This is a genomic window from Acinetobacter sp. C15 (assembly GCF_013420645.1).
Taxonomy (GTDB): domain Bacteria; phylum Pseudomonadota; class Gammaproteobacteria; order Pseudomonadales; family Moraxellaceae; genus Acinetobacter; species Acinetobacter indicus.
On sequence record NZ_VOXR01000013.1, the window covers coordinates 1 to 13,097 of the forward strand.

Below are 13,097 nucleotides of genomic sequence, written 5' to 3' on the forward strand. Positions count from 1 at the left end.
TCACTGCATAAGTGGTGATTAAGGCGGTGAGTTACACCGTGACAGCCTATGGAATTGAGGTAATCCCTAAAGCAAATGCTTTAGGTTCTTGATGGTGAAGTAGGAATTAAACATCAAACCCACATTGAGTAGGTTTGAGTAGGTTTTAAATAACGGCAAGCTTGAACTTGATGCATTCTCATCTATAGATCACGGCAATCTATTTAAATACAGCATCTGAAGAAAGCATTGAGGGGCGGCGATAGGCATTTTATATCATCGGGTATAAATGACCGTTTAAAGGATGGCAATTGAGTTTTCAGTTTTACTTCATAATATATTCCAAAAAGTTTGGTAATTCATAACCAAAATTGTACAATAAATAAGCTGATTAATTGAGCGGTTGAATCAGGATAGATTATAAAAACCCAAGATTTGGAGCAGAAATTACAGAATAATTTTTTAAAAGTGAGTATTGTTGAACCATATAAAAGGGAGTCTTCACGATGCACTTTAAGCAAGTTTTCGTCATTCACTCCCTGTTTGTCATTTAGAAACCAGTACCCAAAAGGTCAAGGCTAAATCAAACACTCAAGATTAATATTGCATGGTGCTTTTTTGCTTGCGAGAAAACCACATAAAAAGCAGTGAAAAAAGCATCTAGGTTTAGGTGTTTTATGTCAGGAAATCGTGAAAACTGGTCCGCGCGATCAGGCTTTATTATTGCAGCGATTGGTTCAGCTGTAGGCTTGGGGAATATTTGGCGTTTTCCCTATGTGGCTTACGAAAATGGTGGTGGTGCCTTCCTGGTGCCGTATCTGGTGGCAATTTTTGCTGCCGGTTTGCCGTTATTATATTTAGATTACGCGGTCGGGCATAAGTTCCGTAAAGCGCCGCCACTGGCGTATAAAAAGCTCATGAACAGTGAGTCCTTGGGCTGGTGGCAGGTGATGGTGACCTTGGTCATCGGGATTTACTATGCCAGCGTTCTGTCCTGGGCCGGTAGTTATATGTACTACGCAATTGGCCAGAAATGGGGGGCAGACACCCAGGCTTTCTTCTTTAATTCCTATTTGCAAAATGGCGAAGGGCTGGCCTTGGGCTTTGTACCGACCTTATTCTTCGGTCTGGTGATTGTCTGGGCGGTGGTGATGTTCATTCTCTACGGTGGTGTACGTCGTGGTGTGGAACTGGCCAATAAAATCTTTATGCCGTTACTGGTGGTACTGTTCACGATTCTGGTGATTCAGGCGATCCGTTTACCGGGTGCAACCGCAGGTTTAAATGCCTTCTTTACCCCGAACTGGGAAGCGATGGGCAACTATAAAGTCTGGCTGGCCGCATTTGGTCATATCTTCTTCTCGCTGTCTGTGGGCTTCGGGATCATGCTGACCTATGCCTCGTATTTAAAGCGTAAAACCAATATGACTGGTTCCGGTGCGGTGGTTGCGCTGGCCAACTCATCTTTTGAAATTCTGGCCGGTATCGGGGTATTTGCGGCTTTGGGCTTTATGGCGTTCAGCTCAGGCTCAACCGTGGAAGAAGTGGTATCTGGCGGTATTGGTCTGGCTTTTATTGCCTTCCCGAAAATTATTTCCAGCATGGGCGCAGGCGGCGACTTATTTGGCTTCCTGTTCTTTGCCTCGTTGACCGTTGCCGGGATTACTTCCATGGTCAGTATTCTGGAAGTACCGATTTCAGCTTTCCAGGACAAGTTAGGCTGGTCACGTAAAAAATCGGTCAGCATTATTGCCGGTGGTTCTGCCATTGTTTCGACCCTGATTTTCTCGACCCATAGTGCGATTACCTTTGTCGACATCATTGACTACTTTGCCAATAATATTGGTATTGTTGGCGGTGGTTTACTGTCGATTATTCTGGTGTCGTGGTTCCGTCGTCCGTTATTGTCGCAGTTACAGGCGCATATCAACCAGTACTCTAGTATTAAACTGGGTGCCGGCTGGAACTTCCTGTTAACCGTGATTACTCCATTATCATTACTGGTGGCTTTAGGCCTAACCATCAAGTCGATTGTTGCAGAAGGTTATGGCGGTTATCCGGCTGAAATCTTATGGTTGGTGGGTGGCGGTACGCTGGCCCTGTTTATTGTGGGTGCCATTGTACTGAGCTGTCTGAAAGACAAAGTCCCGGAAGAGGAGAACTAAGATGAATACTGAAGCAATTATCATGATGATCATCTCGACTGTCCTGCTCTGGGGCGGTTTAATCCTGGCCATGATTCATCTGAGCAAACATCCAGATGAACCAGAGGATTAAGTCTGTGGTACATGCTTGTGCAGACTAAGCCGCTGTAGAATAAAAAAGGAACCACCTGAGGGTTCCTTTTTTTGTCGTCTAGATTTTTTCGATCCGGCAATAATAGAAGCCATCGCCGCGTCCGGCTTCCGGTAACAGCTGGCGGCCATACTGCTGTTCGACACCATAGTCTGTGACAATTTTAATTTCTTTGGCATCGGCATGCTGGGCAAAGAACTGCTGCATCTGCTGCTCATTTTCTGCTTTTAAAATGGAACAGGTGATATATAGCAAGGTTCCGCCGACTTTTAACTGGGACCACATCTGTTCCAGAATCTGCTGCTGCAGCTCGACAGTTTGCTGAATGTCAGCCGATTGACGTAACAGGCGAATATCCGGATGACGACGCATTACTCCAATGGCAGAGCAGGGCGCATCCAGCACAATACAATCGACCGGTTCGGTTGCGGTCCAGCGCGTAGCATCTGCCGCCAGAATTTCAACCTGCTGCGTATCGGTCAGTTGCAGGCGCTCCAGATTTTCCGTGACCCGTAACAGCCGTTTCGGGTCCTGATCCAGTGCCACCAAAGTGGACGGACTAAATTTTTCCAGAATATGTGCGGTTTTTCCGCCCGGGGCTGCACAGGCATCAATCACCACTTTGCCATTTAAATCTGGCAGTAACTGCGCACAAAGCTGGGCATGTTCATCCTGTACCGAGAACCAGCCGGCATCAAAGCCCGGCAGCTCCGGAATCTGCACCGCCTGCTCCAGAATAATTGCCACATCGGAACGTTCACCTGGACGAGCCTGAATACCGGCACCCAACAGTTTATTCAGATAGGCTTCACGGCTGATCTTGCGCTGATTGACCCTTAAGGTCAGTGGCGCTGTCTGTTTCAGGTCCTGGGTCAGCTGCTCCAGCTGTTCCGGCCAGTCTTTTTTCAGACGTTTAAACAGCCAGCTAGGTAAACCATGCGCCGTTTGCAGGGCCTGCTCAAAGACCGATGTTTCACGTGAAACACGTCGCAGGATGGCATTGACCACACCACTGAGTGCCTGAAAGCCCAGCTGCTTGGTGGCAGTCACGGTTTCTGAAATGGCTGCATGGTCGGCAATACGGGTACATAAAATCTGATACAGCCCGACATAGAGACAGGTTTCGACGGTTTCATTGTTCAGCGGTTTGACCAGCAAAGGCAGGGTAATGCTTTTCAGGCCATACCATTGACGTAAGGTGCCCAAGACCAGTTCGTGATACAGCGCCCGGTCACGCTCGGCGACCTTGGTCAGATGCAGCGGTAAAATACTGGCCAGAGATTGGCCCTGCTGGACGGCCAATAAAGTACGAATGACTTGGGCGCGTAAGTTCAGATGTGACTGACCGGATGGATGTTGATTCATGCCAGCACCTGCCCAATACTTAATTTCTGGGTTTGTGCAATCTGGACCGGATTCAGCGCTTTACCACCCGGCCATTGCAGGCTGGTCAGACAGATGGCTTTGCCATCGCCACAGGCTACATGTATGCCCTGTTTATCCAGCGCCAGAATGGTCCCCGCCGACTGGCCATTGACCGCTTCATTTGACAGCACAGATCCCCAGACCCGTAAATTACTTTGCTCATCCAGCGGAATAAACGCCACCGGCCACGGGTTAAAGGCGCGAATATTGCGGTCAATTGTCACAGCATCCTGAGACCAGTCAATTTTCGCTTCGGCTTTAGACAGCTTGTGGGCATATACCGTTAAAGCTTCATCCTGCACTTCGCGCTGTTCCAGATACTGTTGTAAAGTCTGCTCCGAAGCCAGTACCGCCACAATCGCCTCTGCACCCTGAATGGCCAGTTTGTCATGTAGGCTGGCAGAAGTATCTTCGGCTGTAATCGGGCACAGGGTTTTATACATCATATCGCCGGTATCCAGCCCGGCCGCCATCTTCATAATGGTCACGCCGGTTTCAGCATCGCCGGTGGCAATGGCGCGTTGAATTGGCGCCGCCCCTCGCCAGCGTGGCAGCAGCGAACCATGAATATTCAGACAGCCATATTTGGGTGTATCCAGCACCACTTGTGGCAAAATCAGGCCATAAGCCGCCACCACCATTACATCGGCATTTAGGGCTTTCAGTTCTGCCTGCGCAGCCAGACCTTCTTCTGTGGATGATTTAAAATGTAACGGTTGATACACCGGAAGATCATGCGCCAGCGCCAGTTGTTTTACGGCAGAGGCCGTAAGTTTTTGTCCGCGGCCTGCTTTGCGGTCAGGTTGAGTATAGACCGCCACAATTTCATGCTCGGTTTTTAATAAGGCATCGAGCGCTACAGCTGCAAATTCTGGTGTTCCCGCAAAGATAATTTTCACACATGAGATTCCATATAAACTTGCCCCACATTATATGCGAAAAGCCTTTTTAAGCCTAAATTGTCATGTAAATAGAGATTGCATCTTCATGAGTTCGGCTGGGTGTTGTTCTTTGCAAACAAAATTTTATTTAAAAAATTAATATCAATAAATTTTGTTTATATAAAAGGTAAAAATTATTCATGAAAATGCCGGAGCTAATGCTTTATGATCAAATCATATCGGCTCCATAGGCGAGTCTCCCCAGTTTTCATCAGTTGAAAGATCGCAGAATAAAAGGTTCAAAAGACCCGATCACCCAGCACGCTGACAGATTGAGCTGTAGTATGATGTGACGAAATTTCAACTGATAACCTGAAGATCAGTACATTTTAGCCAGAGATGGGGATTCACCCTCTCAAGCACAACTCGTTGGAAATACACATGCCTGACTATCGTTCAAAAACATCGACACACGGAAGAAATATGGCGGGCGCACGTGGCTTATGGCGTGCGACCGGGATGAAAGATGAAGATTTTGGCAAGCCGATTATTGCGGTGGTCAACTCTTTTACCCAGTTTGTACCGGGTCACGTGCATTTAAAAGACCTAGGTCAGCTCGTGGCACGTCAGATTGAACAGGCAGGCGGTGTAGCAAAAGAATTCAATACCATTGCTGTAGATGACGGCATCGCCATGGGTCATGACGGTATGCTGTATTCACTGCCTTCACGTGACCTAATTGCTGACTCGGTAGAATATATGGTCAGCGCACACTGTGCCGATGCGATGGTGTGTATCTCGAACTGTGACAAGATCACTCCGGGGATGTTAATGGCAGCAATGCGCCTGAACATTCCAGTGGTATTCGTGTCTGGCGGTCCGATGGAAGCCGGTAAAGTGAAAATCCGTGGTAATGATAAAGCCATCGACTTGATCGATGCCATGATCGTCGCTGCAGATGATAACTATACTGATGAAGAAGTGGCTGAATACGAACGTTCTGCATGTCCAACCTGTGGTTCATGTTCAGGCATGTTCACTGCGAACTCAATGAACTGCTTGACTGAAGCATTGGGTCTATCGCTTCCAGGTAACGGTTCAACTTTGGCAACTCATGCGAACCGTAAAAAACTGTTCGAACGTGCAGGTTCTCTCATTGTTGAACTGGCAAAACGCCATTATGAACAAGACGATTACAGCGTATTACCACGTTCAATGGTGACTAAAGCTTCGTATGAAAATGCCATGACTTTGGACATCGCAATGGGTGGTTCAACCAATACCGTTCTACACTTATTAGCTGCTGCAAACGAAGCGGGTGTGGACTTCACCATGGATGACATCGATCGTCTATCTCGTAAAGTACCAGTGCTTTGTAAGGTCGCTCCTGCGAAGAATGATGTACATATGGAAGACGTGCACCGTGCCGGCGGGATCATGTCGATCCTCGGTGAACTAGATCGTGCAGGCCTGTTAGATACCTCTGTCGGTACGGTTCACGAAGCAACATTAAAAGATGCTTTAGATAAATGGGACATCATCCGTACTGAAGATGAAGACGTATATCAATTCTTTAAATCAGCACCAGGTGGCGTACCAACCCAGACTGCATTCTCACAAGACCGTTACTACTCACGTTTGGATGGCGACCGTGAAAATGGTGTGATCCGTAATGCAGAACATGCATTCTCTAAAGACGGTGGTCTGGCTGTACTTTATGGCAACATCGCGCTAGATGGTTGTATCGTAAAAACGGCCGGTGTAGATGAATCAATCCTGAAATTCAATGGGACTGCACGTGTATTTGAAAGCCAGGATTCTGCGGTAGACGCGATTCTGGGTGGCAAAATCACAGCAGGTGATGTGGTTGTGATTCGTTACGAAGGCCCACGTGGTGGCCCTGGTATGCAGGAAATGCTGTACCCAACCAGCTACCTGAAATCGAAAGGTTTAGGTAAGGAATGTGCACTGTTAACTGACGGCCGCTTCTCTGGCGGTTCATCAGGTCTGTCGATTGGTCACGTTTCTCCAGAAGCGGCTGAAGGCGGTGCGATTGGTCTGGTTGAAGATGGCGATCGTATCGAAATCGATATTCCAAACCGTACCATTCACCTGGCAGTAGATGATGCGACCATGGCCGCTCGTCGTACAGCACAGGATGAAAAAGGCTGGCACCCAGTGGAAGAACGTCCACGTAAGATTTCTAAAGCATTGAAAGCTTATGCGATGCACACTACAAGTGCTGCAAAAGGTGCGGTACGTGAAATCTAAGCTGTAAATTTTTATAGCGCGAAAAAGCACTCCAGATGGGAGTGCTTTTTTATTCCTTAGCGATTTAAACTTAAGTAAAACACCTAAACTTTCAATAAAATCAATGGAGAGAGGGCTTTAGATACTTAAAACCGATAAAGTCTTAAAAAAAGTATGTGTATACTAAAGCGACAGTATCAATGCAAAAGTGATTACACGCATGTCCATGAAATTTATTAGCCGCTTTGTGGCAATTTTAGCGCTCATTATGATTTTAGCTGCACTGAGCATTCAATTTTTCTTTGATCCACATTATACCGTCGTCTTTTGGATCTTAGCTGTTCCTGTGATTTTGGCGGCTCCGATTCTGGCATCTGTGGTGTTGGCTTCCAATGAAGAACTTGGTCTGCATCAGGTGAATTAAGTACGCCTACACTAAAAATTTATAAGTAATTGATTTTAAATAGTGTAAAGATGAATCTAATCAGAAATCATCCCATGACTGATTTACAGTCTCAGTAAAAGGCCCGGCTTGAAAAGACCGGGTCTTTTATTATGTATGGCAACTTCGTACTTCAAATACTCATCTAAGAAAATAAAAAATAACTGAGTCAGATACACAGAGTCTTACTTTTATGTCGAGATTGCTTTCTATACAATCGGATAAAACCTAGCCAATATTTAGGCTTCTCAAAAATTACACTCAGGACGAATAAAATGAGTAAAGACAATATCCGAGAACATTCCGCGCCTGTTTATGAAGGCATTGAAAATGCACCGGCACGTTCCATGATGCGCGCCACCGGCTTTCAGGATGAGGATTTTACGCGTCCTTTTATCGGGATTGCCTCAACCTGGGCCAATGTCACGCCGTGTAATATGCATATTGATGGGCTGGCGCGTGAAGCCGAAGCCGGGGTCAATGCTGCTGGCGGTAAGGGGATTATTTTTAATACCATCACCATTTCTGACGGGATTTCAAACGGCACCGAGGGCATGAAATATTCGCTGCTGACCCGCGAAATTATTGCCGATTCGATTGAAGCCGTGGTCGGCTGTCAGGCCTATGATGGGGTGATTGCCATTGGCGGCTGCGATAAAAATATGCCGGGCTGTATTATGGGGCTGGCGCGCCTCAACCGTCCGGGGCTGTTTGTTTATGGTGGCACTATCAAGCCGGGCGCCGGCCATACCGACATGATTTCGGTATTTGAGGCGGTCGGGCAGCATGCCAAGGGCGAAATTAATGAAATTCAGGTCAAACAGATTGAAGAAGTGGCCTTGCCGGGACCGGGTTCCTGTGGCGGCATGTACACCGCCAACTCGATGGCCTCGGCGATTGAAGCCTTGGGCATGAGTTTACCGGGTTCATCGGCGCAGGAAGCGGTGTCTGAAGACAAGAAAATTGACTGTCAGCGTGCTGGTGAAGCGGTAATGAACCTGCTGCGTCTGGACATTAAACCGCGCGACATTATGACCAAAGCCGCGTTTGAAAATGCCATTAAAGTGCTGATTGCCCTGGGTGGTTCCACCAATGGCGTGCTGCATTTACTGGCGATGGCGCATACGGCCGGGGTCGAGCTGAGCCTGGATGATTTTGTCCGCATTGGTCAGGATATTCCGGTGGTGGCCGATGTACGTCCATCCGGTCAATACCTGATGTCTGAACTGATTGCGATTGGCGGGATTCAGCCGCTGATGAAACGGATGCTGGATGCCGGCATGCTCGATGGTTCCTGCCTGACCGTGACCGGTAAAACACTGGCCGAAAACCTGGCGGATGTTGAAGACTATCCGGAAGGCCAGCAGATTATCCTGCCATTTGATGCACCGGTGAAAAAAGATTCGCATCTGGTGATTTTAAAAGGCAACCTGTCGCCAACCGGTGCGGTGGCAAAAATTACCGGTAAAGAAGGGCTGTATTTTGAAGGCCCGGCACGGGTGTTTGAAGGTGAAATTGGTGCCATGCGCGGTATTCTTGACGGTCAGGTGCAGCCGGGCGAAGTGGTGGTAATTCGCGGTGTTGGACCAAAAGGCGGACCGGGCATGCCTGAAATGCTAAAACCGACCTCAGCGATTATTGGTAAAGGCCTGGGCGATGCTGTGGCCCTGATTACCGATGGCCGTTTCTCTGGCGGCAGTCATGGCTTTGTGATTGGCCATGTGACCCCGGAAGCCTATGAAGGTGGGCCAATTGGTTTGGTGAAAAATGGCGATAAAATCTCCATCAATGCCGAAACCCGTGAAATGACCTGGCATGTGTCTGAACAGGACATTGCCGCGCGTCAGGCGGCCTGGGTCAAGCCAAAACCAAATTATACGCATGGTGCACTGGCCAAATTTGCCCGACTGACCTCAGGGGCAGAGACCGGCGCCGTGACCGATTTAAATTTGGATGTGTAATTGATCATTTAAGATCAAATTGTTATAAACCGGTGTAGTATCTTTTATTCCGCCGTTTAATCCTTTAGAGGCTCAGCTCATGTCACTGTTACGCCGTTGGTTTGATCCAATCCGATCGAGTTGGTTTTATCAAAAACCGTCTCGTCAAGCGGTGTTACCGATTGAGCAGGGCCTCAGTATTCATCTGCGTTTAGATGATGTGTATAGCTATCTGGCAGTGCAGGAACTGCCACAGCTTGAAGAAATTCTCTCCGATGCCTTAAAGCCGTTAAAGGTAATTATTTCCAGTGGCAGTGCAGAGCCGCCGAACCAGATGTCGGCGCTGGAATGGCAGAACTATTGCCTGAATGATGCACAGATCCTGTCCAAGCAGCATCGTTTCAGTTTTCATGACACCCCGGAACAGCCGACCCCGGAAGCCTTGGCGCAAGCTGAAACCATCTTGCGGCATACGCCTTTGCGTGGTCAGGATTTTCTGTATTTGCTGGAAGATGTATTCCATATGCTCTGGCAAAAACAGTATGGCAAATTGCGCACCCTGTATGCCATGGCCAGTCGCCATCATCAGGAACAGCATTTTCCGGAACGGATTTTTAATCAGGATGCCATCCTTGCCAGCTATTTCGAGTTTGGTGGCCGCCAGTATCATGCGGTAGATGATTTGTTGCGCCTGACCCGGCGCCTAAAACAGCAGAAGCTGCTGACCGGTAATCCGATTTTCCTGATTAATCATATTGAATGGCGTGAGCATTTAATTAATGATGCCGAAGCCTTAAATGAAATTCAGCGTATGGACCCGGAGCTGGATTTATATATTGCGCTGGAAGATCCGATTTCCTGGCTGCTGCTGGCCTATATTCAGGAAGAGCTGGCCAATTATTATAATATTCATTTGAATGTCTATCCGCTCAGTTATCAGGGCCGTGACCTGTTTGACTGGAGTCTGGCCACCCGTTTATCCAAACGCACCGAAGTAGCGTTTACCCCGTTTTGCCGGCCGACCCAGGATGCCACCTATCAGATGGCGCGACTGTTTTATAGCGTGCCGGAAGAACAGCGTATGCAGGCCATTCACCGAATTTTGCAGGCGGTGTGGACCCAGGGAAAAGACCTGTCTTTTAAAGCCCATTTCGAGCAGTTACGCCGTGAGCTGAACATTGTTGAACTGAGCAGCGCCGATATTGAACAGTATCTAAAAGACAATGACATGCTCTGTGAAATGAAGTCCCAGCCGAATTTACCGGTGCTGGAGCTGCGGATTGACGGGCAAAGTTATGTGTTTAATAGCCTTTATCGCGTCTGGATGATTGAAAGTATTTTCAGTAATGTGTTAGAAGAAAAGTACAAAAGTGAAAACGAAGCTGAAAATGACATCTTACAACATGAAAAAAGAGAAAGTTGAGTCGCTGGAACAGGCTCGCGCACAGATTGATGTGATTGATAGTGCTTTGGTGGAGCTGATTGCAGCGCGTCAATATTATGTTGATCAGACCACCCGTTTTAAAAAATCAGAAACCGATATGCAGAGCCCGGAACGCCAGGCCCAGATTCTGGAGCGTTTGCGTAGCCAGGCCACCAGCTTGGGGCTCGATGCTCAGCTAATTGAACAGCTGTACCAGACCATGTTCCAGCACTTTATTCAGCGTGAACTGAAACAGTTTAGACCTTAAAACCGATAACAATTAAAAACGCGCTGGCACTCTGTTTTCATCACAGCAGGCCGGGATAATCTTCCTGATTCCGGCGGCGCGGATTATTTTTGTTCGTCTTTAATCTTTAGCCAGAACCGTAGACATCAGCACTCGGCAGGTGAGATGAATCTGGGAGGTTATTTCGCTTCAAGATCAAGGTTGGTTGAAAAACAAGCGAATCATCTAACTTTAATTTAAAAATAAACCGATGGCGGTATTTTGCGCAAAGCTAGAGCCCGGCAGGCTTTGCGCGCGTCTATAGTTTCTTGGTAAACTAAATATATTGATTTTATTACATATTTTAACACGATAGATTTGACTTAATTGAAAATGTATATATATTGTATATACATCTTTTTGTTAAAGCGTCTTTATTTTGGAGTGAAGCAATGAGCGAGCAAATCAAAAAAATAAAGACAGGCAAAAAAGATGGACAACTTTTAATTCGTATTAATAGTGCTGAACGCGATGAATTTATTCATCTGTGTGAAGAACTGGATACTAGTGCTGCTCGTGAATTAAGAAAATTTATTCGTAGCTTTGTGAAACAGCACAAGCGCGAATAGCCTTACTAGGGAGTAATACCATGGCGAAGCAAGTTAAATCGTTAAAGCAAAAAATCAAAGCACGTTTGAAAAAGATTTCAAAACATCAGGGCAAATTGAAACAGCTGCAAAAAGCCCTGAAAAAGCAAAAATAATTTAATTTTGCCTTGAAACCTGACTGCTAGCGTTTAGGTTTCAGATAAAAAACCGAAGCCGGTACTGATCATACCGGCTTCGGTTTTTTTGTATATTAGTCAGGGCAGTTATACTTTTTCTGATTTTTCGCCCAGGCTAAAGAACAGGTTCAGTAACAGCGCAGCAAAGGTCGCTGTCCCAATACCACCCAGGTTAAAGCTGCCGAATTGCAGGGCAAAGTCACCGGTACCTAAAATAATGGTCACTGCCGCCACCATCAGGTTTTTGTTTTTCGAGAAGTCGACTTTGTTTTCAATCCAGATTTTCGCTCCAGCAATGGTAATCAGACCAAACACCACAATTGAGGCACCGGTTAAAATCGCGCTTGGAATGGTATGAATAATGGCACCAAACTTAGGCGATAAACCGAGGAAAATGGCAAACACACCGGCAACCGCAAAAATAATGGTCGAGTAGACACGCGTCACTGCCATCACGCCAATATTTTCACCATAGGTGGTCATGCCTGGCGCACCGACACCACCGGCTAAAGTGGTGGCTACACCATCGGCAACAAAGGCTTTACCAATGTGCGGGTCCAGGTTTTCACCGGTCATGGCACTCACGGCTTTAATATGGCCCAGGTTTTCTGCCACCAGAATCAGCGCCACCGGGGCAATGATCAGCATGGCATTAACTTCAAATTCCGGACCATGGAAGGTTGGCAGGCCAAACCATGCCGCCTGCTGGATTGGGGCAAAGTTAATTGGTGTGCCATAACCCATGACATTACTGACAATAAAGTAAACCAGATAGGCCAGCAGCAGACCAACCAGGAGCAACAGGCGCTGTAACAGTCCTTTGGTAAATACCGCAATCGAACCCATACATAGGACAGTCACCAGCGCCATCCACATATTAAATGGATTACCGGCCACGCCTTTGACCGTGACCGGCGCCAGGTTCAGACCAATGATCATCACCACTGCACCAGTGACCACAGGCGGCATTAATTTTTCAATCCAGCGCGTCCCGGTGGCCATGACCAGAAAGCCGAGCAGGGCATATAAAATACCGCAGGCAATAATCCCGCCGGCTGCCACCGCAATATTCGGGTTGGGTCCACCCGTGCCGGATGCAGCATAACCGGTCGCAGCAATCACCACCCCAATAAAGGCAAAGCTGGAACCTAAATAACTTGGAACGCGACCACCGGTCATAATAAAGAACAGGATGGTACAGATCCCGGACATCAGAATGGCCAGGTTCGGGTCAAAGCCCATCAGGAAAGGCGCAAGTACCGTCGCACCAAACATGGCAAACGCGTGCTGAACCCCCAGAACCACAGTTTGAGCAGGTGGAAGATACTCATTGGTACCTACAGGACGTGCATCGATACTGCCTTGATACGGGCGCCATTTGGGAAACCAATTGGACATATTTTGAGCACTCTAAAGACAAATTGTGCCAATCATACTCCTGTTTTTTAAAAG

At 47.3% G+C, this 13,097-nt stretch carries 11 protein-coding genes; 8 read left to right on the forward strand and 3 right to left on the reverse strand.

The features are described 5' to 3' along the window. Nucleotides 1-656 precede the first annotated feature (656 nt). Both FTT63_RS07000 and FTT63_RS07005 read left to right on the forward strand, forming a co-directional pair. Entirely contained in the window at nucleotides 657-2,144 is a 1,488-nt protein-coding gene (locus FTT63_RS07000) for a sodium-dependent transporter (protein ID WP_016658905.1), read from the forward strand. Nucleotide 2,145: 1 nt separating this feature from the next. Continuing rightward, a complete protein-coding gene (locus tag FTT63_RS07005; protein ID WP_005181164.1) occupies nucleotides 2,146-2,256 on the forward strand; it encodes a methionine/alanine import family NSS transporter small subunit in 111 nt (36 codons plus the stop codon). A 78-nt stretch (nucleotides 2,257-2,334) separates the two neighbouring features. Here FTT63_RS07005 and rsmB read toward each other — a convergent pair whose 3' ends face one another. Both rsmB and fmt read right to left on the reverse strand, forming a co-directional pair. Beyond that, complete coding sequence (gene rsmB / locus FTT63_RS07010) at nucleotides 2,335-3,639, reverse strand: 16S rRNA (cytosine(967)-C(5))-methyltransferase RsmB (protein ID WP_180192105.1); 1,305 nt, start codon at nucleotides 3,637-3,639, stop codon at nucleotides 2,335-2,337. Continuing rightward, entirely contained in the window at nucleotides 3,636-4,598 is a 963-nt protein-coding gene (fmt, locus tag FTT63_RS07015; protein ID WP_180192106.1) for a methionyl-tRNA formyltransferase, read from the reverse strand. Before fmt ends, rsmB begins: the two co-directional genes overlap by 4 nt. A gap of 423 nt (nucleotides 4,599-5,021) precedes the next feature. Between fmt and ilvD (FTT63_RS07020) the strand changes: the two genes are divergently transcribed. The 6 genes from ilvD (FTT63_RS07020) (at nucleotide 5,022) to FTT63_RS07045 (ending at nucleotide 11,490) form a co-directional block, all read left to right on the forward strand. Then, nucleotides 5,022-6,851, forward strand: a complete 1,830-nt coding sequence (gene ilvD / locus FTT63_RS07020) for a dihydroxy-acid dehydratase (protein ID WP_160232191.1) — start codon at nucleotides 5,022-5,024, stop codon at nucleotides 6,849-6,851. Nucleotides 6,852-7,050: 199 nt separating this feature from the next. After that, nucleotides 7,051-7,254: a hypothetical protein gene (locus FTT63_RS07025; RefSeq protein ID WP_067731511.1), complete on the forward strand. Its 204-nt coding sequence runs from the start codon at nucleotides 7,051-7,053 to the stop codon at nucleotides 7,252-7,254. A 293-nt stretch (nucleotides 7,255-7,547) separates the two neighbouring features. Further along, complete coding sequence (ilvD, locus tag FTT63_RS07030) at nucleotides 7,548-9,233, forward strand: dihydroxy-acid dehydratase (RefSeq protein ID WP_168405701.1); 1,686 nt, start codon at nucleotides 7,548-7,550, stop codon at nucleotides 9,231-9,233. A 79-nt stretch (nucleotides 9,234-9,312) separates the two neighbouring features. Further along, entirely contained in the window at nucleotides 9,313-10,635 is a 1,323-nt protein-coding gene (locus FTT63_RS07035; RefSeq protein ID WP_005181177.1) for a hypothetical protein, read from the forward strand. Next, a complete protein-coding gene (locus FTT63_RS07040) occupies nucleotides 10,616-10,903 on the forward strand; it encodes a chorismate mutase (RefSeq protein ID WP_180192107.1) in 288 nt (95 codons plus the stop codon). The genes FTT63_RS07035 and FTT63_RS07040 overlap by 20 nt, the downstream gene beginning before the upstream one ends. Nucleotides 10,904-11,313: 410 nt before the next feature. Next, the gene (locus tag FTT63_RS07045) at nucleotides 11,314-11,490 is read left to right on the forward strand and encodes a hypothetical protein (RefSeq protein ID WP_005181183.1); all 177 of its coding nucleotides are present in this window, start codon (nucleotides 11,314-11,316) and stop codon (nucleotides 11,488-11,490) included. A 242-nt stretch (nucleotides 11,491-11,732) separates the two neighbouring features. Here FTT63_RS07045 and FTT63_RS07050 read toward each other — a convergent pair whose 3' ends face one another. Continuing rightward, complete coding sequence (locus FTT63_RS07050; RefSeq protein ID WP_005181189.1) at nucleotides 11,733-13,043, reverse strand: solute carrier family 23 protein; 1,311 nt, start codon at nucleotides 13,041-13,043, stop codon at nucleotides 11,733-11,735. Nucleotides 13,044-13,097: the final 54 nt, after the last annotated feature.